Source organism: Rhizobium aouanii (assembly GCF_037002925.1).
In the GTDB taxonomy this organism is placed as follows: Bacteria; Pseudomonadota; Alphaproteobacteria; order Rhizobiales; family Rhizobiaceae; genus Rhizobium; species Rhizobium aouanii.
Genome location: NZ_JBAMYD010000002.1, coordinates 412,254 through 436,215 on the forward strand (window position 1 = coordinate 412,254; position 23,962 = coordinate 436,215).

26 protein-coding genes are annotated in these 23,962 nt (G+C 62.4%); 16 read left to right on the forward strand and 10 right to left on the reverse strand.

From position 1 onward, the window contains the following. Positions 1-128: 128 nt before the first annotated feature. The 5 genes from V8P77_RS05415 to V8P77_RS05435 all read left to right on the forward strand — a co-directional run bounded on the left by V8P77_RS05415 (position 129) and on the right by V8P77_RS05435 (position 6,106). Positions 129-1,025, forward strand: a complete 897-nt coding sequence (locus tag V8P77_RS05415) for an aldo/keto reductase (RefSeq protein WP_335911141.1) — start codon at positions 129-131, stop codon at positions 1,023-1,025. A 597-nt stretch (positions 1,026-1,622) separates the two neighbouring features. Next, positions 1,623-2,900 carry an alpha/beta hydrolase gene (locus V8P77_RS05420; protein ID WP_335911142.1) on the forward strand — a complete coding sequence of 426 codons (1,278 nt, stop codon included), beginning with the start codon at positions 1,623-1,625 and terminating at the stop codon, positions 2,898-2,900. Positions 2,901-3,082: 182 nt separating this feature from the next. After that, positions 3,083-4,333 (forward strand): NAD(P)/FAD-dependent oxidoreductase, encoded by a 1,251-nt coding sequence (locus V8P77_RS05425; protein ID WP_335911143.1) that lies wholly within the window; start codon positions 3,083-3,085, stop codon positions 4,331-4,333. Between the two features lie 9 nt (positions 4,334-4,342). After that, positions 4,343-5,053, forward strand: a complete 711-nt coding sequence (locus tag V8P77_RS05430; RefSeq protein WP_335911144.1) for an SDR family oxidoreductase — start codon at positions 4,343-4,345, stop codon at positions 5,051-5,053. A gap of 15 nt (positions 5,054-5,068) precedes the next feature. Next, positions 5,069-6,106, forward strand: a complete 1,038-nt coding sequence (locus tag V8P77_RS05435) for a 4-hydroxyproline epimerase (protein WP_335911145.1) — start codon at positions 5,069-5,071, stop codon at positions 6,104-6,106. A gap of 291 nt (positions 6,107-6,397) precedes the next feature. Here V8P77_RS05435 and V8P77_RS05440 read toward each other — a convergent pair whose 3' ends face one another. After that, complete coding sequence (locus tag V8P77_RS05440) at positions 6,398-7,066, reverse strand: TetR/AcrR family transcriptional regulator (RefSeq protein WP_335911146.1); 669 nt, start codon at positions 7,064-7,066, stop codon at positions 6,398-6,400. Positions 7,067-7,147: 81 nt separating this feature from the next. Between V8P77_RS05440 and V8P77_RS05445 the strand changes: the two genes are divergently transcribed. Further along, on the forward strand, positions 7,148-7,888 hold the full coding sequence (locus tag V8P77_RS05445; protein ID WP_025392972.1) for an SDR family NAD(P)-dependent oxidoreductase: 741 nt from the start codon (positions 7,148-7,150) through the stop codon (positions 7,886-7,888). An 89-nt stretch (positions 7,889-7,977) separates the two neighbouring features. Here the strand turns inward: V8P77_RS05445 and V8P77_RS05450 are convergent, their stop codons facing one another. The 4 genes from V8P77_RS05450 to V8P77_RS05465 all read right to left on the reverse strand — a co-directional run bounded on the left by V8P77_RS05450 (position 7,978) and on the right by V8P77_RS05465 (position 10,040). Then, entirely contained in the window at positions 7,978-8,358 is a 381-nt protein-coding gene (locus V8P77_RS05450; protein WP_335911147.1) for a TfoX/Sxy family protein, read from the reverse strand. Next, on the reverse strand, positions 8,351-8,713 hold the full coding sequence (locus V8P77_RS05455; protein WP_335911148.1) for a nuclear transport factor 2 family protein: 363 nt from the start codon (positions 8,711-8,713) through the stop codon (positions 8,351-8,353). Before V8P77_RS05455 ends, V8P77_RS05450 begins: the two co-directional genes overlap by 8 nt. After that, entirely contained in the window at positions 8,710-9,291 is a 582-nt protein-coding gene (locus V8P77_RS05460) for a TetR/AcrR family transcriptional regulator (RefSeq protein WP_335911149.1), read from the reverse strand. Before V8P77_RS05460 ends, V8P77_RS05455 begins: the two co-directional genes overlap by 4 nt. Positions 9,292-9,431: 140 nt before the next feature. After that, positions 9,432-10,040, reverse strand: a complete 609-nt coding sequence (locus V8P77_RS05465) for a TetR/AcrR family transcriptional regulator (protein ID WP_222421289.1) — start codon at positions 10,038-10,040, stop codon at positions 9,432-9,434. A 152-nt stretch (positions 10,041-10,192) separates the two neighbouring features. On the opposite strand from V8P77_RS05465, the gene V8P77_RS05470 reads away from it, so the two are divergent. After that, complete coding sequence (locus tag V8P77_RS05470; protein ID WP_335911150.1) at positions 10,193-10,951, forward strand: SDR family NAD(P)-dependent oxidoreductase; 759 nt, start codon at positions 10,193-10,195, stop codon at positions 10,949-10,951. A 50-nt stretch (positions 10,952-11,001) separates the two neighbouring features. Beyond that, entirely contained in the window at positions 11,002-11,970 is a 969-nt protein-coding gene (locus tag V8P77_RS05475; protein WP_335911151.1) for an SDR family NAD(P)-dependent oxidoreductase, read from the forward strand. 81 nt (positions 11,971-12,051) lie between these two features. Here V8P77_RS05475 and V8P77_RS05480 read toward each other — a convergent pair whose 3' ends face one another. The 3 genes from V8P77_RS05480 to V8P77_RS05490 form a co-directional block, all read right to left on the reverse strand. Further along, a complete protein-coding gene (locus tag V8P77_RS05480; protein WP_335911152.1) occupies positions 12,052-12,714 on the reverse strand; it encodes a hypothetical protein in 663 nt (220 codons plus the stop codon). A gap of 166 nt (positions 12,715-12,880) precedes the next feature. After that, complete coding sequence (locus V8P77_RS05485) at positions 12,881-13,006, reverse strand: RbsD/FucU domain-containing protein (RefSeq protein WP_373694651.1); 126 nt, start codon at positions 13,004-13,006, stop codon at positions 12,881-12,883. Positions 13,007-13,105: 99 nt separating this feature from the next. Further along, positions 13,106-14,638, reverse strand: a complete 1,533-nt coding sequence (locus V8P77_RS05490; RefSeq protein ID WP_335911153.1) for a winged helix-turn-helix domain-containing protein — start codon at positions 14,636-14,638, stop codon at positions 13,106-13,108. A gap of 118 nt (positions 14,639-14,756) precedes the next feature. On the opposite strand from V8P77_RS05490, the gene V8P77_RS05495 reads away from it, so the two are divergent. After that, a complete protein-coding gene (locus V8P77_RS05495) occupies positions 14,757-15,203 on the forward strand; it encodes a cupin domain-containing protein (protein WP_335911154.1) in 447 nt (148 codons plus the stop codon). Between the two features lie 19 nt (positions 15,204-15,222). Next, positions 15,223-15,705: a RidA family protein gene (locus V8P77_RS05500; protein ID WP_335911155.1), complete on the forward strand. Its 483-nt coding sequence runs from the start codon at positions 15,223-15,225 to the stop codon at positions 15,703-15,705. Positions 15,706-15,813: 108 nt separating this feature from the next. Here V8P77_RS05500 and V8P77_RS05505 read toward each other — a convergent pair whose 3' ends face one another. Continuing rightward, positions 15,814-16,284, reverse strand: a complete 471-nt coding sequence (locus V8P77_RS05505) for an RbsD/FucU family protein (protein WP_335911156.1) — start codon at positions 16,282-16,284, stop codon at positions 15,814-15,816. Continuing rightward, the gene (locus tag V8P77_RS05510) at positions 16,268-17,515 is read right to left on the reverse strand and encodes an ROK family transcriptional regulator (RefSeq protein ID WP_335911157.1); all 1,248 of its coding nucleotides are present in this window, start codon (positions 17,513-17,515) and stop codon (positions 16,268-16,270) included. Before V8P77_RS05510 ends, V8P77_RS05505 begins: the two co-directional genes overlap by 17 nt. A gap of 225 nt (positions 17,516-17,740) precedes the next feature. On the opposite strand from V8P77_RS05510, the gene V8P77_RS05515 reads away from it, so the two are divergent. From V8P77_RS05515 to V8P77_RS05540, 6 genes are all read left to right on the forward strand, one after another. Next, positions 17,741-18,760, forward strand: coding sequence for a sugar ABC transporter substrate-binding protein (locus V8P77_RS05515; protein WP_017958798.1), 1,020 nt, complete (start codon positions 17,741-17,743; stop codon positions 18,758-18,760). 154 nt (positions 18,761-18,914) lie between these two features. Beyond that, positions 18,915-19,979, forward strand: coding sequence for an ABC transporter permease (locus V8P77_RS05520; protein ID WP_168337641.1), 1,065 nt, complete (start codon positions 18,915-18,917; stop codon positions 19,977-19,979). A gap of 2 nt (positions 19,980-19,981) precedes the next feature. Next, positions 19,982-20,764, forward strand: coding sequence for an ATP-binding cassette domain-containing protein (locus V8P77_RS05525; protein WP_335911158.1), 783 nt, complete (start codon positions 19,982-19,984; stop codon positions 20,762-20,764). After that, entirely contained in the window at positions 20,761-21,393 is a 633-nt protein-coding gene (locus V8P77_RS05530; protein WP_179038681.1) for a nucleoside triphosphate hydrolase, read from the forward strand. Before V8P77_RS05525 ends, V8P77_RS05530 begins: the two co-directional genes overlap by 4 nt. A gap of 72 nt (positions 21,394-21,465) precedes the next feature. Further along, entirely contained in the window at positions 21,466-22,512 is a 1,047-nt protein-coding gene (gene pyrC, locus V8P77_RS05535; RefSeq protein ID WP_335911159.1) for a dihydroorotase, read from the forward strand. A 180-nt stretch (positions 22,513-22,692) separates the two neighbouring features. Beyond that, on the forward strand, positions 22,693-23,871 hold the full coding sequence (locus V8P77_RS05540; RefSeq protein WP_335911160.1) for a GGDEF domain-containing protein: 1,179 nt from the start codon (positions 22,693-22,695) through the stop codon (positions 23,869-23,871). Positions 23,872-23,962 lie beyond the last annotated feature (91 nt).

Sequence of the window (23,962 nt, forward strand, 5' to 3'; positions counted from 1 at the left end):
CTTTCGATCAGGGCAGACATTCGCGCTCGAAGGCATCTCCGAAAGCCTCGGCATCCGTGCCGCGGCTGTTGAACCGCCTCCGACCGTTCCACCGATTTCAATATTTGATTGATAAGAGAGGAAAGACCATGTCCAGTCACAACGCAGCCCAATACAACGCAGCAAAGTCAGGCACCTTCAAGATCGGCGGCGATATCGAGATCAACCGTCTCGGTTTCGGCGCCATGCGCGTCACCGGCAAGGGCATCTGGGGCGAGCCTTCCGATCATGCCGAATCCATCCGCACGCTGAAGCGCTTGCCGGAACTCGGCGTCAACTTCATCGATACGGCCGATTCCTACGGCCCCGATGTCTCCGAATGGCTGATCAAGGAAGCGCTGCATCCCTATGGCGGCAAGTCTGTCATCGCCACCAAGGGCGGCCTGACCCGCCACGGCCCCGATATCTGGCTGCCCGTCGGACGTCCGGAATATCTGATCCAGCAAGTGCATAAGAGCCTGCGCAATCTCGGCGTCGAGCAGATCGATCTCTGGCAGCTGCATCGGATCGATCCGAAAGTGCCGGCCAAGGAACAATTCGATGCGATCAAATCGCTGCTCGATACCGGCCTCATCCGCCATGCGGGTCTGAGCGAAGTATCCGTTGCCGACATCGAGGCCGCCTCGAAGCATTTCAAGGTCGCGACCGTCCAGAACCGCTACAATCTCGTCGACCGCACCAGCGAGGACGTGCTCGATTATTGCGCCAAGCACAATATCGGCTTCATCCCGTGGTATCCGCTCGCCGCCGGCGATCTCGCCAAGCCGGGCTCGCTGCTCGATACGATCGCCAAAAAGCACAATGCAGCACCCAGCCAGATCGCGCTCGCCTGGGTGCTGAAGCGCAGCCCGGTCATGCTGCCGATCCCCGGCACCTCCAAGGTCAAGCATCTCGAGGAAAATGTCGCCGCCGTCGAGATCACTCTCTCGAACGAAGAATTCTCCGCCCTCGACGCCGAGGGCAGCAAGGTCTTCAAGGCTGCTTGATGGGCTTGTCCCACGGCTTTCTGGTTTGCGCTAGTAGCTGCCCCTCACCCTAACCCTCTCCCCGTTCTGACGGGGAGAGGGGACGTGCCCTGCGAGAGCTAATGGGGATCGAGAGGTAGCGGCATATCCCCTTCGCCCCGTTTACGGGGAGAAGGTGCCGGCAGGCGGATGAGGGGCAAGCCCATCGGCAATCCCCGAGGCCGCAATTTTCGGCATAATTTGACCATCCGGTCAAACTTGCTGCAAAATGAGGCGGCGACCTGTTATTTTGAGGGCAAGCCTTGCATGCAGCGCATTGCTGCATTGCGGTATTTTCGCTGTTCCGAATCAAAAGAATTGGCTATTACTATCTTCGTAAGCAGCGCACTCCTCCTCCCAGCGCTCTTACATCGGACTGACAACACTCCTCCTCCCAGTTGTCAGTCAGGATCAAGAGCCCGGCGCACCTCCTCCCGCGTCGGGCTTTTTTCTTTTTCCCAAGACTCTTTTCTCTCCAGCCCAAAAGGCTTCCACCTCCCGTGGTTTGACTCGGCAAGCCTCGTCGGACTATTTGAACGGGCGCCGCCTGTCCGGTGCGTGAACCGATTGGAGTTGGTCATGATCGGCAAAAGACGCGCCCCGCGCGCGGCCCTGACAGGTCTTCTGGTGGCAATGATGGTGTTTTCCGGCTGCGGCGGCAGGCCGGTCGGTGTCATGCAGGCGGCCGGCACCGTGCCGCCCGGCACCTCCAAGGTCGACCTGCTCGTCGCGACGACGCGCGCCGCCGATGACAATCCCGCCGTGCTTTTCTCCGGCGAGCGCGGCACCGGGCTCGCCGTCAATGCCGTTGACGTCTCGATCCCGCCGGAAGCCAATCGCAAGGTCGGCCAGGTGCAGTGGCCAAGCCGCCTGCCGGCCGATCCGTCGCGCGATTTCGTCACCGTTTCGGTCGATCCGCTGGAAGGCGAGCGGGCCGGCGAGACCTGGCTGAAGACCCATATGGCGAAGAGCCGCCGCGTGCTCGTCTTCGTGCACGGCTTCAACAATCGTTACGAGGATGCCGTCTACCGCTTCGCGCAGATCGTCCATGATTCGCATGCCGACGTCGCCCCTGTCGTCTTCACCTGGCCGTCGCGCGGCAGCATCTTCGATTATAATTACGACAAGGAAAGCACCAACTATTCCCGCGACGCGCTGGAGGAGTTGTTGACCCGCACCGCCGCCAATCCGGCTGTCAGCGACATCACCATCATGGCCCATTCGATGGGCACCTGGCTGACCGTCGAAGCGCTCAGGCAGATGGCGATCCGCAAAGGTCATGTCGCACCGAAGATCAACAATGTCATCCTTGCCTCGCCGGATCTCGATGTCGATGTCTTCGGCCGCCAGTTCGCGAGCCTCGGCAAGGAAAGGCCGCACTTCACCATATTCGTCTCGCAGGACGATCGGGCTCTGGCGCTGTCGCGGCGCATCTCCGGCAATGTCGACCGGCTCGGCCAGATCGATCCCTCCGTCGAGCCCTATCGCAGCAAGCTCGAGGCCGCCGGCATCACCGTGCTCGACCTCACCAAGCTCAAGGGCGGCGACCGGCTGAACCACGGCAAGTTCGCCGAAAGCCCGGAGGTGGTGAAGCTGATCGGCGACCGGCTGATTGCCGGCCAGACGATCACCGATTCCAATGTCGGCCTCGGTGAGGCCGTCGGTGCCGTTGCGATGGGCGCTGCCCAGACCGCCGGAAGTGCCGTCAGCGTCGCCGTCAGCACGCCGATTGCGATCTTCGATCCGCGCACCCGGCGCAACTACGACGCCCAGCTGAAGCGTCTCGGCCAGTCGATGAACAACACCGTCGGTTCGGTCGGCGACAGCGTCGGCGCCGGCCTGCCGGAAAGCCAGTAAAAATTCCACAGAGCAATTCAAGCAAAGCGCACAGCGGTTTAGCGTTTCGGAATTGCGAAAAAACAAAGAGATAGAGAATTTCCGTGATTCGGAGAAAACGGAAATTCTCTAGGCATCGCATGCTAATGTGATATATCAGGTCCACAACGGCAATTCTGTCTGCCGTGCGATGGGTTGATGGCATGGCGGATGAGACGCAGAAGAGGGTGGCCGTCGTCGGCGCAGGCGTGATCGGCGCCTCGATCGCTTTCGAGCTGCAGCGGCGCGGGTTTGAGGTGACGCTGATCGACAAGGGCGAGCCGGGACGCGGCACCTCTTTCGGCAATATGGCAAGTATCGCGCTCGATTTTGCCGCCGGCTCCGGCCCTTCGACCTGGAAGAAGATTCCCGGCTGGCTGCTCGATCCGGAAGGTCCGGTCTGGCTGCGGCCTTCCTATGCCGCCAGGATGTTGCCCTGGTTCCTGCGCTTCCTCGCCGCCGGCCGGCCCTCGCGTCTCCGAGAGATCGAGGATGCCGGCATGAGCCTGTCGCATCGCGCGCTCGGCGATTTCAGGGCGATGCTCGAGGCGATCGGCGCACCCGACTTGATGACCGAGGAGGGCTGTCTAGCGATCTATGAGACGGAGGCGGAATTTGCCGCCGATCGCGGCCATCTCGCCATGATGCAGCGCTACGGCCTCGAATTCGAGGTTTTGAGCAACGGCGCCATCCAATATTACGAACCCACTTTGTCGTCGGCGATCGCCAAAGCCGTGCTGCTCCCCGACAACAAATCGATCCGCGATCCCTATAAGCTGGTGGTCAAACTCGCCGACGCCGCAAAAGCTGCGGGCACGGCCTTCGTTTCCGGCACTGTTCGGAATATCGAGCGCCGGGGCGATGGCACCGCCGTCGTTCTCCTCGAGGATGGCAGGCGCATCGAGGCCGGTTCGGTGGTGCTCGCCGCTGGCGTCCACACCCGCTTCCTCGCCGAAAAGCTCGGCGAGCCGATCCCGCTCGAAACCGAGCGCGGCTATCACACGCAGATCATGAAGCCCGGCATCGCGATGCGCTATTCGGTGATCTGGCCGCATCGCGCCTTCATGGTGACGCCGACGGCGGGTGGTATCCGGGTCGGCGGCAATGTCGAGCTCGCCGGTCTTGATGCCGCGCCGGATTTCCGCCGTCCGCGGGTGCTGGTGCGCCACGCCCAGCGTGCGCTGCCCGATCTCAAGGTCGAGGAGACGACGGAATGGATGGGTCATCGTCCGGCGCTGCCCGATACGATCCCGATCATTTCGCCGTCGTCTAAACTGCCCGGCGTTTTTTATGCGACCGGCCACGGCCATCTCGGCCTGACCTTTTCGGCAACGACAGCGTTGGTGATCGCCGATATGGTGACCGGGCTCAAACCATCCGTCGATATGACCCCGTTCCGCATAGATCGTTATTAGGAGGCCCCGATGTCCGATACCACCAGACCCGTAGCGCTGATCACCGGCGGCGGCCGCGGCATGGGCGAGGCAATCGCCCGCGAGCTTTCCGCGCAGGGCTATCGGCTGGCGCTGATGTCGCCGTCGGAAAGTTGTGAGAAGCTGGCTGCCGAACTTGGCGGCGTCGCCTCGCGTGGCGTGGCCGAAAAGGCCGAGGATCTCAAGGCGATCTTCGACCTGACGATGAAGACCTATGGCCGCATCGACGCCGTCGTCAACCTGAGCGGCCATCCGCCGAAGGGCGACCTGCTCGATATATCGGACGAAAACTGGACGCTCGGTTCCGACATGATGATCCTGTCACTGGTGCGCATGGCGCGGCTGGTGACACCGGTCATGCTGAAACAGGGCAAGGGCGCCTTCGTCAACATCACCACCTTCGCCGCCTACGAGCCGACGCTGGTCTTCCCGGTTTCCTGCACCTACCGCGCCGCTGCCGGCGCCTTCACCAAGCTCTATTCCGATCGTTATGCGGCCGACAATATCCGCATGAACTGCATCCTGCCGGGTTATATCGATAGCCTGAACCACAAGCCCGAGACCGCCGATAAAGTGCCGATGAAGCGCATCGGCCATGTGGAGGAGATCGCCAAGACCGCGGCCTTCCTGCTGTCCGATGGCGCGGGTTACATCACCGGCCAGAATATCCGCGTCGATGGCGGCGTCACCCGTCACGTCTGATCTGGAGTTTTCGATATGAGATGGAAGCGCACGATCCAGCTGCTGGATGTCCACGCCGAAGGCGAGATCGGTCGCGTCGCGATCGGCGGCGTGCCGAAGATCCCCGGCGATACCATCGCCGCCCAGCTGCACTGGCTGAACACCGATCCGAAGGGTGACGAACTGCGCCGCTTCCTTTGCCTGGAACCGCGCGGTGCGCCGATCGGCTCGGTCAACTTGTTGCTGCCGGCACGGCACCCGGAGGCCGACGCCGCCTTCATCATCCTGCAGCCCGACCAGGCGCATGCGAGTTCCGGCTCGAACTCGATCTGCGTCACCACGGCGCTTCTCGAGTCCGGCATCGTCGAGATGAAGGAGCCGGAGACGATCGTCACACTCGAAACAGCCGCCGGCCTTGTCAAGGCGACGGCGACCTGCCGCGACGGGCGCTGCGAAAAGGTCCGGCTGACCATGGTGCCCTCCTTCGTGCATGAGCTCGATGTCGCAATCGACACGCCGCATTGGGGAAAGATCAAGGCCGATATCAGCTATGGCGGCATCTTCTATGCGCTTGTTGATGTCGGCCAGATCGGTCTGACGATCGAGAAGGCCAATGCCGCCGGCCTCGTCCAGGCCGGCATGATCCTCAAGGAGCTGATCAACCGCGACATCAAGGTCGTTCATCCCGAAATCCCGGCGATCTCGGGCGTCGCCTATGTCATGTTCCGCGATACGGAAGCCGATGGCACGGTGCGCACCTGCACCACCATGTGGCCGGGCCGGGCCGACCGCTCTCCCTGCGGCACCGGCAACTCCGCCAATCTCGCGACCCTCTATGCCCGCGGCAAGGCCAAGGTCGGCGACACCTTCACCTCGAAATCGATCATCGGCTCCGAATTCGAAGTCGGCCTCCAGGCGGTGACCGAGGTGGCCGGCCGCCCCGCCGTCATCCCCACCATCACCGGCCGCGGCTTCACCTTCGGCCTGACCCAGGTGGCGCTCGACCCCTTTGACCCGCATCCGAACGGTTTTGCGCTGACGGATGTCTGGGGGCCGGCGGCGGGAGAGATTTGAACGTTCAGGGCATGATGCCGGAAAGTGCGAGCGGTTTCCGGACGGTTGGCGCGAATGGCTGCCCCTCACCCTAACCCTCTCCCCGTAAAAACGGGGAGAGGGGACGTGCCTTGCGAGAGGCGGGAGAGGAACCGAGAGGGCGCGGCATATCCCCTTCGCCCCGCTTGCGGGGAGAAGGTGGCGGCAGCCGGATGAGGGGCAGCTACACGCTCCAGCGATCCTACCAAGCTTCCGCGACCGACTGACCAAAGGTGACACATGAGCATCCGCGTAACGATATTCGAAACGCGATCAACCTTGCCTGCGTTCAGCAGCCCCGGTTCGAGTGTCCCAACCCAGCATGGCCAACTCGGCGACGGCCTCCAGTTCGCTGCGGGTTGCTCCGTCGCGGGCCAGGATCGACATGCCGTTCTGAACGGTCTGGACGAAGCGGGCAAGCGCGTGGACGTCGGTCGAGGCTGGAATTTCGCCTTCTGATATCGCCTGGTTCAGGCGCGCCTTTAAGCGGTCGAGCGTGATGGCGCGGGCGGTTCGCACGAGTTCGCCGAGTTCCACGTGGCCTTCGCTACCGACCGAGGAAAGTGTCACCATGCAGCCGCGGGGAATATCCGCGACACAGCCGGTCAGGGCAGCGGCCGAATCCATCAGCAACGACATCACCGCTTCACGCGCCGTGCCCGCGGAAAAGAAGCCTGCCCAGACAAACGCCTCGTTGTTGTCGCGATAGTGGCGCAGCGCCTCGGCGTAGAGCGCCTCCTTCGAGCCGAATGCCGCGTAAAGACTCGGCGATCCGATCCCCATCGCCTCGGTGAGGTCGGCGATCGAGGTCGCCTCGAAGCCCTTGATCCAGAACAGCCGGGTCGCCTGCGCCAAGGCTGCTTCCCGATCGAACGCCCGCGGCCGCCCGCGACTGCGGGCGGGGGTTTCATCGACGTTCGACCTCTCATCCGATTTTTGCATCGATCATTATATAAACCCATTGACACCCCATCGCAACGTGCCTAGCTATTTATGTGTCGATCACTACAGAAAGAGAAAATCATGACAGAACTGGCTGGAAAGCGTGCCCTCGTCACCGGTGGCTCGCGTGGCATTGGTGCCGCCATCGCATTGGCGCTTGCCGACAAGGGCGCCGATGTCGCCATCACCTATGAGCGTTCGGCCGACCGCGCCGCCGAAGTCGTCCGGGCGATCGAGGGCAAGGGCCGCAAGGCGCTTGCCATCCAGGCCGACAGCGCCGATCCGGCGGCAGTGAAGCGTTCGGTCGACGAGGCGGCCCAGGCACTTGGCGGTCTCGATATTCTCGTCAACAATGCCGCAATCGCGCTTTACGGCGCGATCGCCGACGTCAGCGTCGAGCAGATCGATGCGCTGCTGGATGTCAATGTGCGGTCGCCTCTGCTCGCTTCGCAGGCCGCCATTCCCTATCTGCAGGCGGGAGGCCGCGTCATCACGATCGGCTCTGTCGGTGCCGAACGCATCGTCGGTGACACCGGCACGGTCTATTTCATGACAAAATCCGCGCTCCACTCGTTTACCCGCGGCCTCGCGCGGGAACTCGGATCTCGCGATATCACCGTAAACCTGGTCCAGCCGGGTTCGACCGACACCGATATGAATCCCGCCAATGGCGATTTCGCCGACTTCCAGCGTGCCCTGATTCCACTTGGCCGTTACGGCGAGCCGGAAGACGTGGCTGCTGCTGTGGCTTTCCTCGCGAGCCCCGCTGCAAGGCACATCACCGGAACCATTCTCACGGTGGATGGCGGCTTGAATACCTGAATCGGGATATGTAGCCTCCGGCGCCTGCAAAGAGGGGGCGAGATGTCGGTCCCTCTTTTCGCCCGGATGGGGAGCGCTGGGCGTGGGCATCAGCCAGACGGGGTGACGGCCGGGAGCGTATCGGCGAGCCTGTGGCCGGGCGTGGAGGTCGCGTGCAATGCGCGCTCCGCGTAGCTGTGCAGCAGCGCGGGATCGTCGATCACATGTGCAGGAACGGCGTAGTAGCGGCGAACCGTCACCTCCCGGCCGGCAGCGCGGTAGCTGAACGGTTCTGAGCCATCTGCCTCGAACTCCGCGCGCATCGCTGCGTCGACGCGGAGATACAGCGTGCCCTTCATGACGAACCCGAACTGCGCGCCGTTTCGAACCAGGGCGGAGCCGCCGAAGAAGCGCCTGATATCGATGCAGCCGGCTGGGGCGATCTGGCTCGCAAAGTCGAGCGCCAGCTGGCGCGTCGCCTCACTACTCATGGTGCGGCTCCGCCAGAGGATCGAAGAAGCCGGTGATCGCGTCGAGCCGGCCATCGGAAATCACCCCGAAGCTCGTGCCCGTCTGCAAGACCCTCTCGTCTTCCTGGCGCAGTGCCCAGCGCGCCAGCGAACGGTCATTATGGTGGAGGACGCTCAATATCTTGAACCGGCCTCCCGGCATGCTCTCTTTGAAGCCGGCCATGTAAGCCGAGAGACCGGCGCGCCCGGCGATCGTTCCATTCGGGTCGCAATAGGTCACATCGTCAGCGAGGCAAGCCAGCATTTCCGGCTCACGAGCGGAAGCATCCAGCGACCAGATGGCTGCATATCGATTCCAGAGGGCCTCAGGTGTCATGACATCGTCTCCAATTGATTGAATTCGTCTTCTATCGCCTGCCGCAGGCCGGCCTTGTCGTCGCCGCCGCGAATGAGCACGAGAAGGCCCTGATAGAAGGCCAGAAGGCGGGTGGCTGTCCTGTCCGCCTTGGCGCCATCGGCGTCCCGAACGAAGGTCGATGCCTCGGTCAGCCTTGAGCGGAATGTGGTGCGAAGGAGGCCGAGCGCCGCCTCGACACGGGGATGCCGATCGGCACCACCGCCGAATTCCACCGCCATATTGGTGATCAGGCAGCCGAGGGAGCCATTATCGGGCTCATGCAGGAGTGAAAGGAACAATTCGCGCAAGCCTTGAAGTCCGCTTCCCGGCGGCGCAAACCGCTCGATGCGTCCCTCCAGTACCGTCCGGTTGTAATGTCCGAACGCCGCGTCGAAGAGGCCGGCCTTGTCGCCGAAGGCGTGATAGATGCTTCCGCCTTTGAGCCCGGTCGCCTCCTCGAGGTCCCGGATCGAGGCGCCTTGATAGCCGTGCTTGCGAAAGATGTGCATCGCCCCCTTCAGCACCGCCTCCTCATCGAATTCCCGCGTTCGGCCCATCGTCGCTCCGATTCTTTATCAATTGTTCTAGAATGACTGATAAAGAATAAGAACGCAACGGGCACCCGTGATTTTCGGCGAAAATTCTCGCCTGGACGACCTCGGTCATCCCAAGCGCGTGGGCAGCTGTCACTTAAGGTTTACGATGACGTTTCGGAGGTCGAACGGCCGGTCGGCCAGGTGGACAGCGCTTGTTCGACGACAGCCTCGAGCATCTCGCGGCTGAACCCGGCTTTGGCCTGCACCGCCATGCCATGGGTGAGAGCCATCACAAAGGCTGCAAGGGCATCGGCTTTGGCCGTCTCCGGCAAGTCGCCCTCGGCCTTTGCCCGTTCGAAGCGTTCACGAAGCTGCGCCTGGCCGGCCGCACGGAAATCGATCAACGCTTGCCGCACAGGTTCCGCGTCATCCGATCCCGCCACGGCGCCGTTGATGCCGAGGCATCCCGTATGGTCGGGATAACGCGTATTGAGATCGGCTGCATTGAAGAGGATGTGCGCAGCAACCTGGCGCGCTGTGGGGAGTTGAAGCGCCTCCGGAATATAGTGCAGAAATCGCTCGGAGTACCGATCGAGCGCCAGGCGAAAGAGGGCTTCCTTGTTGCCGAACGCAGAATAGAAGGCAGGCCTCTCTATGCCGGCAGCCTCGGTCAGGTCGGCATAGGAGGCACCCTCGTAGCCCTTGCGCCAGAAGACGCATAAAGCGGCGTCGAGCGCTTTCTCCACATCGAATTCGCGATGGCGTCCCAAAAGGTCAATCCAGCTTTTTTCGTAATGACCGTTATTAAACCGGTTGACAGTCCATGTCAAATTTCATACCGATCGTTATCGTAATAACCATTATGAAATAGATATCGCTCGTCAGGACATGGCGACCGGATCAAGTACCCGAAAGGATTCTCATGTCGAACATACTGAAGGGCAAGGTCGCCCTGGTGACCGGTGGCTCGCGCGGACTCGGCGCGGCGACGGCCGAGGCGCTTGCCGGCCAGGGGGCGGATGTTGCGATCAGCTACGTCACCTCTGCCGAAAAGGCCGAAGCCGTGGTCGAGACGCTGAGGGCGAGGGGCGTGCGGGCTCTGGCGATCCAAAGCGACCAGGCCGACATGGCGGCGGCCAGGCCGCTGGTCGAGAAGGTGGTGGCCTACTTCGGCAAGCTCGATATCCTCGTCAACAATGCGGCGATCGCCGTGCAGGGCAAGACGGTCGACGCCCCCGATCTCGACACCGTCAATCTCGATCGCCAGTGGCAGATCAACGTCATGGGCGCGGTGGCGACCACGCGCGCGGCAGCGCCGGTGCTATCGGATGGCGGCCGGATCATCTTCATCGGCTCGGCTCTCGGCACCCACGTCCCGTTCACCGGCGCTGCCGACTACGCGGGAACCAAGGCGGCGATCATCGGATATGCCAAGGGCGTCGCCCGCGATCTCGGCGGGCGCAATATCACTGCCAACGTCATCCAGCCGGGTGTGATGCCGACCGACATGGCGGCAGAGGTGCTGGGCGACGGTGTCCCCGACGCGCTCATGAACCTGCACGCCATCCGCCGGATCGCAACACTTGAGGAAGTCTCCGCCCTCGTCTGTCATCTGGCGGGGCCAAACGGCGGCTACATCACCGGCGGCGTTATCGACGTGGCCGGTGGCCTGGCGATCTGAACGTCGGAGACCAAGGCGAAACTCTGACTCACGCAATTGAAGGAAAAGAAATGACCGAGAAATTTGGTGCAAAGTCGACCGCCGACGAGGTGCTGTCCGGCGTTGATCTCAAGGGAAAGCGATTTCTCATTACCGGCGCATCGTCTGGTATTGGGCTTGAAACCGCTCGCGCACTGGCGTCCCACGGCGCAAGTGTCGTCGGCGCCGTCAGGGACCTGGCCAAAGCCGAGCGCGCCACGGCCTCGGTGCGTGACGCCGCGTCGCAAGGCGGTGGCAGTCTAGAACTGATCGAGCTCGACCTGGCATCCCTGCAAAGCGTTCGCGCCGGTGCGGACAGGCTGTTGGCAGACGGCCGGCGGTTCGATTCCATCATTGCCAACGCCGGCGTCATGGCCACGCCGTTCGCTCGGACGGCCGACGGCTTCGAACTCCAGTTCGGGACCAACCATCTCGGTCATTTCGCTATGGTCAATCGGATCGACCCGCTGCTTGCCGATAATGGCCGCCTGGTGGTGCTGTCGTCCCAGGCGCATCGCGTCGCCGATGTCGGTCTGGACGATCCGAATTTTGAGCGACAGGCATATGACCCATGGATCGCTTATGGCCGATCGAAGACGGCCACGTCTCTTTTCGCCGCGGAATTCGACAAGCGGCATCGCGATCGCGGCATTCGAGCCGCCTCGGTGATGCCCGGCAATAGCCTCACCGATCTCCCCCGCCATCTCCGGCAGGAAGATTTGCAGCGTCTTTTCGAAACCGTTGGCAAAGCCCGCGCCGAAGCCGGTCTTCCGCCGGCAGAGCTGAAAGACATCCCGCAGGTGGCGGCAACCTCGGTCTGGGCCGCAGTCGTGGCCGACAAGGACGAGATCGGCGGACACTATCTCGAAGATTGCGCCGTTGCGCCGATCAACGACACGCCCAACCCGTTTGCCGATGGCGTCAGGTCCTATGCGCTCGACGCCGACAAAGCCAAGCGGCTCTGGGCGAAAAGTGAGGAATTGATAGAAGCTGCGTCTTAAAGATCATCGTGCACCTACAGCGCCGCGCGTGTTTTCGGGAGCCACAAATCTCGCCGGGGTAGGGGCGCATCCCGGAGCCGATCAACCCGCTAGCATAATATCGCCCAGGCTATAGCAGTGGCTTGCCTGATAGGCGTTCCGACCTCGGTTCATGTGCGTCACATTGAAAGTCCGAATGGCGCGCAAGATGCGGCGCTCCGCGAGGAATTTGCGGATCGAGGCGGAGCCCTGCACGGTGATGCCGAAAATGTCCTCGCCGCGCGGAAAAAAGTAACCGACGTCTTCGGGCGTCGTGACGCAGTCCTCGAGAAAAGCCTCGTCCACATCGCCCTGCGCCGGTGAGTGGTCCGTGGTGAAATGCGAAAGATGCACCAGGAATCGTGCACGCAGGCCCTCGCCATCGGCGTAGAGCGTGAAAAGCTCCATCCAGCTCGCATTGACGCGGACGAGCGGCTTGTCGGAGGTCGAGGGCAGGCACGAAACCGACCAGTAGTGGCGCTCGGTCTTGCGCGGGATGGGTATGCAGGTTTGCCCGTATACCTTGAGAATTTCCAGAACGTCTTTCGCCTGCGGGCGACGAAGCAGCTTCTCGTACCGTGCGACGTACTTGAACCGCTGTTCCAGGGACTCCAAGCGCTCTTCGGCGTCGATCAAATCCGCCTCGCCTTCTATCCAATCGCGCTGCTGCTCAGGATCCAGAAACTTGCGCAGACCGGTGGTGCTGCGACGAGGAGTCGTGCTCATGTGAGATCCCTGTCCTCATCGCTTCACCGGCCTGATCCCGCGCATGTCCATGCAGCCGTTCGACGTCCGCCCCTGGTGTTGAGGGTGCCGTTCGCAGCACTTGGCTTAACGAGCGATTTGGCGGTCGGCCGACAGTACGCCAACGCACCCGACCGCACCATAACATCTACCGAACGAGTGGCGAAAGGCGCCTGGGCGTCCGCCCCTTTGGGTAGATCATACCCCTATGCAGGATGATATTGGCATAGAGCCTGGGCCCGCCGGTCTGGATCACCGCATAGGCGGTCTTCACCGGCCGTCGAAGTCCCGGTCGACGAGCGGCAGGCCTCCTTATGGCAAGGCCTCAGGCTTCTTCGGCGCCGATCCTGAATGGGTTTGCCAACCGGTCGTTTTAAAATTCCGCCTCTCGCAGCAGCTCGTCCAGGCGCGTGGCCCATTCCTTGTTGCCATCCCTGAACGGACCAAGCGCATCGCCGGCAGCTTCGGGAAGGTCGCTCGCAGCCGCAGCAAAGCGGCGGGCCTGCTCACGATGTCCCGCGGCCATATGGCAGCACGCCTGAATGCGCAGAAGCGCCGGCCAGTCAGGCCGCGCCTTTTGCGCCGTACGTCCCGTTTCGAGTGCGCCCTCGACGTCGCCCGAAAAGAACAGTGCAAGCATCAGGAGGCTGAACCAGACCCCATTCTGCGGGTCATGGGGGTTGAGTTCGAGGCCGCGAGCCAGGGGCTGCCGCGCGCCGGCCGCATCCCCCGAAAAGAGACGGGCCATGCCGAAGACGAGATACCCCAAGGCGAAGCTCGAACCGAGTTCGATGGACCGCTCCGCTGCGAGGATCGCCTGGTCAGCCCTGCCTGTGTAAGCCGACACAATCGCCAGCGCATAGTGCGAGTACGGGTTCCGCGCATCGAGATAGATCGCCCGAAGGGCCGCATCCAATCCTTCCTTCCCGTCCGCGGCGGGGTTATCAGTCCAGCCGTAGCCAATGAGGCCCGCATTGACCCGCGCCCGCCAGATCTGCGCCTCTGGAAGCATGGGATCGAGCTCCGCAGCCTCGCGGAAGAATCGCCGTGCGACAAGGTGGGTGGGCTGCGTGACCTTGTGGAAATTGAATGTACCTTGCCTTACAAGGTTCCAGGCAGTGATGTTGCCGGTGTGCGGAGCCATCTGAAGCCCATGACGCAACAGCAGCTCGGGCTCCACCGCCGCTGCGATCCGCTCGGCGATGGCGTCTTGCACTGCAAATACCTCGGCCACCTGAAGGTCGTAATATTCGGACCAGACGGTGGCGCCTTTCACTGCATCGGCGAGGTGCACCGATATCCGGATCTGATCGCGGGTATACCGGATAGCTCCATCCACCAGAAAATCGACGCCGAGTTCGCGCGCGATAGATTGCGGATCCCTCGAGCCATCCTTCCTTGTGAAACTCGCCCCACGTGAGGCGACGCGGAACCATCTGAACCGAACGAGCGCCATGATCAGGTCGTCGGTGATACCGTCGGCCAGATACTGTCTTTCAGCATCACCGCCGAGATTTTCGAATGGCAGTACCGCAATTGCCGGCATCGAACTGGTCTGCGCGTGCCATCCGCTTTCGGCTGCACCGGTCCGGCTCTCCACCGGACCGGAAAATCTGTATCCGACCCGCGGGACCGTGACGATCCATTCGCTGCCGTCTGATGCAGCGCCGAGCAGCTTGCGAAGGGCGGCAATCTGAACGGAAAGATTGCTTTCCTCGACAGTCAGTCCGGGCCAAACCGCATCCATCAGGGCCGACTTGGAGACGACACCTCCCTGTGCCGAAAGCAGAGCGGCAAGAAGGGAAGCACCTCGGGCGCCGATAGCGACAGGCCTATTGTCGCGAAACAGGCATCCGTTCTCGGCAATGAACTCGAAGTGGCCGAAGGCAAGGTGCTGGGTGTTCATGGTCGGGAATGATACGCCGATTTCGCAACTTTTCGGGATTTTTCGGCCCCGCTTCAGGACTTGCGCCGGCTGAACGCGCAGAGTCTGCTCCAGTGCAGCGGCTGAAGTGGTGAGAGCGATGAAGAACGAAGCAACGCAACCGAAAAATCCGGCGAAAAATCCGGATGGATTAACCGCGAAAGTCGTACGCGGGAGCGGCAGCCATGTCGCCGAGCAAGGGTCGGTCTATCGCTCGGGCGTCTCGGCACAAAGCGTCGGATCAAGCATGCTGTGGCTGGGGATGATATCGCTACCGGCAGGCAGGCGAACCAAGGCCCATCGCCATGAGGGACACGAGACGGCCCTTCTGATGACCGCGGGCCAAGAAATCGAGATCTGGTCCGGGCCGGAGCTCGATCGGTGCGAATTGGTCCACGCCGGTGACTATCTGTTCATTCCGGCCGGCGTTCCCCACGTGGCCGTCAATCGCAGCACCGAAAGCGCCGAGTTCCTCGGTGCCCGCAACGACCCCGCAGCCAACGAGAGCGTCGTTCTGATGCCGGAGCTCGACAACATCGTACCTTAACCACACCGGGAGGTGCACCATGGCCATCATCGAACAACATCTGGCCGAAATGGGTCTGGAATTGCCCGAACCTTTGAAAGTTCGCGAGGGGCTCCATATGCCCTTCGCCTGGGTTCGGGTGCGCGGCACCCGCGCTTACATCTCGGGTCACGTGGCGTGCAACCGCGATGGCACATTGGCTGGCCCCCTTGGCAAGGTCGGAGCGGATGTTTCGCCAGAGCAGGGTTACGCGTCAGCCCGGCTCGTTGCTCTGGCCCATCTCGCCAGTCTCAAACGTGCTGTCGGAGACCTTGATCGGGTCACGGCTTGGCTGCGCGTCTTCGCCATGGTGAATGTTGCTCCGGGTTTCAATGAGACGCCGCTGGTCACAAACGGCTATTCCGATCTGATACTGGAGCTGTACGGCTCTAGCGTTGGCGCCCACGCCCGCTCGTCCATCGGCATGGCCATCCCTTTGAATGCGCCAGTAAACTGTGAAGCGGAAGTCGAAATAGACGGATGACCCGCCGGAACAGGATGATTTAGGCCAGTTTGGCCTAAAATCTGAATCCTGTTCTACGTCAGAGCATGATGTCGCCCGAAAACCGCTCACACTTTTCGGCATCATGCTTTAGTAGACGAAGGGATCAACCTCGGCGTGGGCGTCCGCCTCCTTCGGATAGATCACACCCTTGCGCAGGATGATGTTGGCATAGAGCCTGGGCTCGCCGGTCTGGATCACCGCATGGGCAGTCTTCACTCGTCCGTAGAAATCCTGGCCGATCAGCGGCACCACCTGCCGGTGCGGCTCGTGGCGGGCGCAGCAGTCGATCATCTCCTCATGCACGGGATCGAGCTTGTCGCGCTCGGCCTTGACGGTCGAGCGGAAGATCGCCTCCGCCACGAAATCGTCGATCGGCAGCACACTGAGCACGGCGTTGAGAACCGGGATGAGGCGGTGGCCGTCGAGCCGGATCAGCCGGCGGCCATGTTCGACGCCCGGATAATTGCCGTCGACGATGGCGATCTCGTCGCCGTGGCCCATGGCGCGAAGCGTCAAAAGCAGCTCCGGGCTCAACAGCGGATCAAGTCCTTTCAGCATGGTCTACCTCCTTGAAAAGTACGTTCTGGTCGGTGAGGTAACGCGCGAAGATCGGCAGGCTGGCGCCGCCGATGGCGCGCGCCTGGGCGCCGACCGCGCCCTCGATGATTTCAGGCATGACGACGCCCTGCAGGTCGAGCTTGGCGGCTTCGTCGATGGTTGCCTGCACCACGCGGCTGCGCACCCAGTTGGGAAAGCCGCCGTCGATCACAGCTGCGCTGAAATCGAGGATCGATGCGGCGGCGACGATCGCCTGCGCCAGCGCCTTGGCGCTATCCTGGATCCATGCTTCCATCGGCTCGCCGAAATCCACCCAGTCGTCGGCCGAATACCAGAGCGGCTCCGGATCGATGCCGCGCTCGCGCAGCATGTTTTCGAGCACGAAGATCGAGGCGATTTCGAGCAATTGCTTCGTCTCGCCATTCTTGCCGCGCACCGGCAGCGGCCCGATTGCGCCCGCCGTGCCGGTGCGGCCGGAAAAGATCGCCGAATTCAAGACGATGCCGCCGCCGATGAAAGAGCCGATGAAGAAATAAACGAAATCCGGATAGGACGGCCCAACGCCGAAGACGAGTTCGGCGCCGCAGGCGCTCGTCGCATCGTTCTGCATGAAGACCGGATGGGAGACGCGGGAGGCGATGTCGGCCTGCAGGTCGATCTCCCGCCAGACCTCCATGGCGCCGGCCGGCGCGCCCACCTCTTCGGCCCAGTTCCAGAGCTCGAAGGGGGCGGCAATGCCGAGGCCGGCAATGCGGCCGCGCTGCTTGTCGTCGAGCCGCTCTTCGAGTTCGCGGATGCCCGAGGTGACGAAGGCGAGGATTTCATCCGGCAGCGGATAGGCATAGGTCTTATGCAGCTGCATGCGGATGCGGCCGACGAAATCCATCAGCACCAGGTCGGCGCTGCGCCGGCCCATCTTCAGGCCGAAAGAATAGACGGCGTCGGGATTGAGATGCATCGGGATCGACGGCTGGCCGACACGGCCGCGCACCGGATCCCCGCGCGACAGCAGGCCTTCCTTTTCCAACACCCGCATGATGACGGAGACGGTCTGCGCCGACAGCCCGCTGCGGCGCGCGATATCGGCCTTCGACAGCGCGCCATAGAGACGCACCAGCGACAGCACGAGCCGCTCGTTATAGGCTCGCACCCTGACCTGGTTTGCACCGCCGGCCGGATTCAGAATTGGTGGCGGGACCGGTATGTTTGCCGGTCCATCCAAGGACGACATGGCCGCTCCTCCCGATTGTTGGCCTATGCCCTAATTCGATGGAGCATGCCACATCGGATTAATAATTCAATTGGATTTATTTATTGACAAGGCGATTTCTTTTCGCTCTTAATTGCCGTCGTCAAGGGCACGGGACCGCTGGAGGCATTGCGATCCACGGCAAAGTGTCGTTCTTTAAATTCCGGCCCCGCACGGGCGGCGCCGGCAAACTCTGGGAGGAGTTCCATGAAGAAATCTGTTCTCGCTTTCGGCGCGCTCGCGCTTGGTGTCACCTTTTCCGCTCCTGTCATGGCGGCTGACGTGGCTGCCTGCCTCATCACCAAGACCGACACCAACCCCTTCTTCGTCAAGATGAAGGAAGGTGCGACCGCCAAGGCCAAGGAACTCGGCGTCTCGCTGAAGTCCTATGCCGGCAAGGTCGACGGTGACAGCGAAAGCCAGGTGGCCGCGATCGAAAGCTGCATTGCCGACGGCGCAAAGGGCATCCTGATTGCCGCTTCCGACACCAAGGGCATCGTGTCTTCGGTCAAGAAGGCGCGTGAAGCCGGCCTGCTGGTCATCGCTCTCGACACGCCGCTCGAACCGGCCGATGCCGCCGACGCCACCTTCGCCACCGACAACCTGCTCGCCGGCAAGCTGATCGGCCAGTGGGCCAAGGAAACGATGGGCGACAAGGCCAAGGATGCCAAGGTCGGCTTCCTCGACCTGACCCCGTCGCAGCCGACGGTCGACGTTCTACGCGACCAGGGCTTTATGATGGGCTTTGGCATCGATCCGAAGGACCCGAACAAGATCGGCGACGAGGACGATGCTCGTATCGTCGGTCATGACGTGACCAATGGCAATGAAGAAGGCGGCCGCAAGGCCATGGAAAACCTTCTGCAGAAGGATCCGAGCATCAACGTCATCCACACGATCAACGAGCCGGCCGCTGTCGGCGCCTATCAGGCGCTGAAGGCCGTCGGCATGGAAAAGAACGTGCTGATCGTCTCGGTCGACGGCGGTTGCCCGGGCGTGAAGTCGGTCAAGGAAGGCGTCATCGGCGCCACCTCGCAGCAATATCCGCTGATGATGGCTGCCCTTGGCGTCGAGGCGATCAAGAAGTTCGCCGACAATGGTGAAAAGCCGAAGCCGACCGAAGGCAAGTCCTTCTACGACACCGGCGTCTCGCTCGTCACCGACAAGCCGGTTTCCGGCGTCAAGTCGATCGACACCAAGGAAGGCACGGACAAGTGCTGGGGCTGAGCCCTGATTATTGAAGCAGATCGGCCGGGGCTTGATCCCCGGCCGTTTTCGACGGACGATGTGCCGTCGCCTCACGAACCGGCTAATCAAAGACCGGATGGATATCGGTGACGGCCCCCGCGCGAGTTCGGCGCGCGGATGCGGAGGAGGAACCATGACCGGAACACAGGAATTTGAACGTGTCCTCGACGGCAGCGACAAGAGCGTTGCCTCCTTCGAGCACGAGAATGTCTCGCTGATCAAGCGCGCGCAGCATTTTCTCCACTCGACGCCGGCCGCCGTGCCGCTGATCGTGCTGGTGCTGGCGATCATCATCTTCGGGTTCACCATCGGCGGACGGTTCTTCTCGTCCTACACGCTGACGCTGATCCTGCAGCAGATCGCCATCGTCGGTATTCTCGGCGCCGCCCAGACGCTGGTCATCCTGACCGCCGGCATCGATCTTTCGATCGGCGTCATCATGGTGATCTCGGCGGTTATCATGGGCAATGTCGCCATCACTTACGGCATACCGACGCCGATTGCAGTGGTCGCCGGGCTTGTCGTCGGCGGCCTTTGCGGATTGCTGAACGGCTTCCTCGTCGCCTACATGAAGCTGCCGCCCTTCATCGTCACGCTCGGCACCTGGAACATCGTCATGGCGACGAATTTCATCTATTCCGCCAATGAGACGATCCGCGATACCGACGTCGACGAAAAGGCGCCGCTGCTGCATCTTTTCGCCGTGAGCTTCAAGCTCGGCAGCGCCGTGCTGACCCTCGGCGTCATCGCCATGGTGCTGCTCGTCCTGGTGCTCTGGTATGTCCTCAATCACACCGCCTGGGGCCGGCATGTCTATGCCGTCGGCGACGATCCGGAGGCGGCCAAGCTCTCCGGCATTCAGACCAAGAAGGTGCTGCTGACCGTGTACGCCATATCGGGCGTCATTGCCGGCTTGGCCGCCTGGGTCTCGATCGGCCGCAACGGCTCGATCTCGCCGTCCTCTGCCGTCACCGATTTTAACCTCCAGGCGATCACCGCGACGGTGATCGGCGGCATCTCGCTGTTCGGCGGCCGCGGCTCCATTCTCGGCACGCTCTTCGGTGCCATGATCGTCGGCGTCGTCTCGATGGGCCTCAACATGCTCGGCGCCGACCCGCAATGGAAAGTCCTTTTGACAGGCGTGCTGATCATCGCCGCCGTCGCCATCGATCAGTGGATCAGAAAGGTTTCGGTGTAATCATGGATCGCGAACCCCTTCTCACCGCCCGCGGTCTCGTCAAGCGTTATGGCCGCGTGACCGCGCTCGACAATGCCGATTTCGACCTCTATCCGGGGGAAATCCTCGCCGTCATCGGCGATAACGGCGCCGGCAAATCCTCGCTCATCAAGGCGATATCGGGCGCCGTCACCCCGGACGAGGGGGTGATCACGCTGGAAGGCCGGCAGGTGCAGTTCCGCTCGCCGATGGAAGCGCGCGAGGCCGGCATCGAGACCGTCTATCAGAATCTCGCTTTGTCGCCGGCGCTGTCGATTGCCGACAACATGTTCCTCGGCCGCGAGATCCGCAAACCGGGCGTGCTCGGTTCGATGTTCCGCATGCTCGACCGGCCGGCCATGGAAAAGCTGGCGCGCAACAAGCTCACCGAACTCGGCCTGATGACCATCCAGAACATCAACCAGGCGGTGGAAACGCTCTCCGGCGGTCAGCGCCAGGGTGTCGCGGTCGCCCGTGCCGCCGCCTTCGGCTCGAAGGTCATCATCATGGACGAACCGACGGCAGCGCTTGGCGTCAAGGAAAGCCGCCGCGTGCTGGAGCTGATCCTCGACGTGCGCGCCCGCGGCCTGCCGATCGTGCTGATCTCCCACAACATGCCGCATGTCTTCGAAGTGGCCGACCGGATCCACATTCACCGCCTCGGCCGGCGGCTGACGGTGATCGATCCGAAGGAATACACCATGTCCGACGCCGTCGCCTTCATGACCGGCGCCAAGGCGGTGCCGACGGAGCCCGTCGCCGCATGAACGCACGCATCGATGAAATCGCCGGCGAGGTGCTTGATCGCGCCGGCCATTCCAGGCGTTTCCTGGTTGCCATCGCCGGACCGCCGGGTGCCGGCAAATCGACCATGGCCGACAATCTGGCGGAAGCGCTGAAGGCCAGGGGCGAAAGTGCCGAAGTTCTGCCGATGGATGGTTTCCACATGGACAACGCCATCCTGATCGAACGCGGCCTGCTGGCGCGCAAGGGGATCCCCGAGACCTTCGATGTCCGCGGTTTCCTCGATATCATCCGCGCCGTCCGGCTGGCCGATCAGGAGGTTCTGGTGCCGGTCTTCGACCGCTCGCGCGAACTCGCCATTGCGTCTGCCCGGCCTGTTTCCCCCGATCACCGCTTCATCATCGTCGAGGGCAATTATCTGCTCTTTTCGCTCGGCAAATGGGCCGAACTCGAAGGCATCTTCGACTTTTCGATCATGCTGGCGCCGCCGATCGAGGTGCTCGAGGAGCGGCTCTGGGCGCGCTGGCGCGGTTACAACCTGACCGAGGAGGCCGCCAACGCCAAGGTCTACGGCAATGACCTGCCGAACGGCCGGCTGATCCTCGAAAACCGCCGCCCGGCCGATGTGACGCTGGAGATCGCGCTGGCGTGATGCGGCAGCGATTGTTTTCATGTAAAAGATAGTGCTATCGAGGCCGCAGACGCATCGCTTCGGAGGCCTGCCATGCAATCGATCACCATCCGCCGTCCTGATGACTGGCACCTGCATCTGCGCGACGGCGCCATGCTGGAGGGCGTGATCGCCGACACGAGCCGCACCTTCGCCCGCGCCATCATCATGCCCAATCTCGTGCCGCCGGTCGTCACGTCAGCTGACGCCAAGGCCTATCGTGAGCGCATCCTCAAGGCCTTGCCGGACGGCCATCGTTTCCAGCCGCTGATGACGCTTTATCTGACCGAACATACCAGTCCCGATGACGTGGAGGAGGGGAAGAACAGCGGCCTCATCACCGCCGTCAAGCTTTATCCCGCCGGCGCCACGACCAATTCGCATGGCGGCGTCCGCGACATGGAAAAGGCGATGCCGGTGCTGGAGCGCATGGCAAAGATCGGCCTGCCGCTCTGCGTCCATGGCGAGGTGACGACGCCTGACGTCGATATTTTCGACCGCGAGGCCGTCTTCATCGAAACCGTGCTCGATCCGCTGCGGCAGCGCCTGCCGGAGCTGAAGGTGACGATGGAGCATGTGACGACATCGGATGGCGTCGATTACATCAAGGCGGCCAAGGGCAATCTCGCCGGCTCGATCACCACCCACCATCTGATCATCAACCGCAACGCCATCCTCGTCGGCGGCATCCGGCCGCATTATTACTGCCTGCCCGTCGCCAAGCGTGAAAACCATCGGCTGGCCTTGCGCGCCGCCGCCACCAGCGGCGATCCGCGCTTCTTCCTCGGCACGGATTCCGCCCCGCATATCGACCCGCTGAAGGAATGCGCCTGCGGCTGCGCCGGCATCTACACCTCGGTCAATACGATGAGCTGCCTCGCCCATGTCTTCGAACAGGAGGGCGCGCTGGAGCGGCTCGAAGCCTTCGTGTCGCTGAACGGACCCGCCTGGTACGGGCTTCAGCCGAACGAAGACCGCATCACCCTGTCACGGCAGGCCGACCCGATCATCTTTCCCGCCAGGATAGAAACCGGCGCAGGCCCGGTGACGGTGTTCGATCCGATGTTTCCCCTGCATTGGCAGGTGGTTCAGCAGACGTAAGCTCGCAGAATTCAATTTTAAATAGATTTTTTATCCTAAATCTCGGCGTAACGTTAAACGCGTAACATTTGTATTGTGCGGTGCATCATTTGTTAACGGATGCATAAGACATTCCTCAGCACCGACCCCATGAGCTGCCGAGATCATCCGGCGCGGCTGCAGTCGCGGAGGCTGAAAAGCATGATGCTTGACTATAACTCCCTCTTGCTGGCGCTCGGCGTTTCCGCGGCCTGCCTTGCGGTGACGCTGATGGGCAGCTGGCTTGTCCGCCGGGCGGAAACCGTGCTGCTCACCGCCACCGTCGGCCTGGTCCTGGTCGTCAGCGGCATTTTTGTCTACAGCGCCTATGTGACGACACCTGAGAAGTGGTTCGGCGTCGGCAACTTCGTGCTGTTTCATGCCGGTTTCGCCACCATATGGGGTGCGGGCAGACAGTTCCTCACTGGCCACCTGTCCATACGAGCCATTGCGGTCCGCGCGCTCGCGGCGATGGTCTTCTCCATTGTGCCAATGCTGTCAGGCTATGACGGGCTGGCCTTCATCGCCGACAACCTCGCCATCGCTTTGCTGCTCTTCGCCACCGCTCGGCAATACTGGCTCGCCCGGGCGGAAGCGCCGGCGCCGATCCTCGGCATTACCGCGCTCTATACGCTGACGGCGATCTCTTTCGTGCTTTGCGCCGCCGTGCTGATAGCAGACGGTAAGCTGGTGCTGGGTCACGCCCCCAGCAACTGGGCCGAAGATCTGAGCCTTGCCGTCTGCATCGCCGGCATGACCGGGATCGGCGCGCTGTCGCTGGCGCTGCATCAATGGCGGCTTGCGGCCCGCCACCGTCTCGATGCAATCACCGATCCGCTGACCGGCCTGCTCAACCGCCGCGCCCTTTTCGACCAATACGGCACGCGCCCGATGGGAACCACCACCGCCGTCATCGTCTTCGATATCGACCATTTCAAATCCGTCAACGATCGCTTCGGCCATGCCGCCGGCGACCGCGTGCTCAATGTCTTCGCCGGCGAACTTTCGGCCCATTGCCGCACCGGCGACACCGCTGCCCGGCTCGGCGGCGAGGAATTCGTGCTGGTGCTGAAGGAGATCATGCCCGGCCGGGCGGAACTGACAGCCGAGCGCATCCGCCGGGCGTTCGAGGCGCGCGAGATCCATATCGACGACGAGGTGCTGACCTGCACGGTCAGCGTCGGCGTCGCCCCCGGCCGGTCGAAGAGCTTGGATTTCGACACCATGCTGAGTGCCGCCGACAAGGCACTCTATGTCGCCAAGCGCGCCGGCCGCAACCGGGTCGAGCTTGCCAGCTACCTCAAGGCGGTTCCCGTCGAGGCAACGCGCACCGCGTCTTGATTCCTGACCGACCCTCTCATATTGTCGCCCTCGGCCGGATGCGGCCAGCCGCCCCGCGACGCTTCGGCGTTATTGTGAATGCATCCAGACA

Bases quoted from the DNA above. Each gene is read 5' to 3' on its own strand.
- V8P77_RS05420 (WP_335911142.1), top strand. From the start codon at position 1,623: ATGATCGGCAAAAGACGCGCCCCGCGCGCGGCCCTGACAGGTCTTCTG.
- V8P77_RS05445 (WP_025392972.1), top strand. From the start codon at position 7,148: ATGACAGAACTGGCTGGAAAGCGTGCCCTCGTCACCGGTGGCTCGCGT.
- V8P77_RS05430 (WP_335911144.1), top strand. From the start codon at position 4,343: ATGTCCGATACCACCAGACCCGTAGCGCTGATCACCGGCGGCGGCCGC.
- V8P77_RS05505 (WP_335911156.1), bottom strand. From the start codon at position 16,284: ATGCTGAAAGGACTTGATCCGCTGTTGAGCCCGGAGCTGCTTTTGACG.
- V8P77_RS05525 (WP_335911158.1), top strand. From the start codon at position 19,982: ATGGATCGCGAACCCCTTCTCACCGCCCGCGGTCTCGTCAAGCGTTAT.
- V8P77_RS05415 (WP_335911141.1), top strand. From the start codon at position 129: ATGTCCAGTCACAACGCAGCCCAATACAACGCAGCAAAGTCAGGCACC.
- V8P77_RS05435 (WP_335911145.1), top strand. From the start codon at position 5,069: ATGAGATGGAAGCGCACGATCCAGCTGCTGGATGTCCACGCCGAAGGC.
- V8P77_RS05425 (WP_335911143.1), top strand. From the start codon at position 3,083: ATGGCGGATGAGACGCAGAAGAGGGTGGCCGTCGTCGGCGCAGGCGTG.
- V8P77_RS05495 (WP_335911154.1), top strand. From the start codon at position 14,757: ATGAAGAACGAAGCAACGCAACCGAAAAATCCGGCGAAAAATCCGGAT.
- pyrC (WP_335911159.1), top strand. From the start codon at position 21,466: ATGCAATCGATCACCATCCGCCGTCCTGATGACTGGCACCTGCATCTG.
- V8P77_RS05500 (WP_335911155.1), top strand. From the start codon at position 15,223: ATGGCCATCATCGAACAACATCTGGCCGAAATGGGTCTGGAATTGCCC.
- V8P77_RS05530 (WP_179038681.1), top strand. From the start codon at position 20,761: ATGAACGCACGCATCGATGAAATCGCCGGCGAGGTGCTTGATCGCGCC.
- V8P77_RS05455 (WP_335911148.1), bottom strand. From the start codon at position 8,713: ATGACACCTGAGGCCCTCTGGAATCGATATGCAGCCATCTGGTCGCTG.
- V8P77_RS05440 (WP_335911146.1), bottom strand. From the start codon at position 7,066: ATGCAAAAATCGGATGAGAGGTCGAACGTCGATGAAACCCCCGCCCGC.
- V8P77_RS05480 (WP_335911152.1), bottom strand. From the start codon at position 12,714: ATGAGCACGACTCCTCGTCGCAGCACCACCGGTCTGCGCAAGTTTCTG.
- V8P77_RS05510 (WP_335911157.1), bottom strand. From the start codon at position 17,515: ATGTCGTCCTTGGATGGACCGGCAAACATACCGGTCCCGCCACCAATT.
- V8P77_RS05470 (WP_335911150.1), top strand. From the start codon at position 10,193: ATGTCGAACATACTGAAGGGCAAGGTCGCCCTGGTGACCGGTGGCTCG.
- V8P77_RS05520 (WP_168337641.1), top strand. From the start codon at position 18,915: ATGACCGGAACACAGGAATTTGAACGTGTCCTCGACGGCAGCGACAAG.
- V8P77_RS05460 (WP_335911149.1), bottom strand. From the start codon at position 9,291: ATGGGCCGAACGCGGGAATTCGATGAGGAGGCGGTGCTGAAGGGGGCG.
- V8P77_RS05490 (WP_335911153.1), bottom strand. From the start codon at position 14,638: ATGAACACCCAGCACCTTGCCTTCGGCCACTTCGAGTTCATTGCCGAG.
- V8P77_RS05475 (WP_335911151.1), top strand. From the start codon at position 11,002: ATGACCGAGAAATTTGGTGCAAAGTCGACCGCCGACGAGGTGCTGTCC.
- V8P77_RS05515 (WP_017958798.1), top strand. From the start codon at position 17,741: ATGAAGAAATCTGTTCTCGCTTTCGGCGCGCTCGCGCTTGGTGTCACC.
- V8P77_RS05450 (WP_335911147.1), bottom strand. From the start codon at position 8,358: ATGAGTAGTGAGGCGACGCGCCAGCTGGCGCTCGACTTTGCGAGCCAG.
- V8P77_RS05540 (WP_335911160.1), top strand. From the start codon at position 22,693: ATGATGCTTGACTATAACTCCCTCTTGCTGGCGCTCGGCGTTTCCGCG.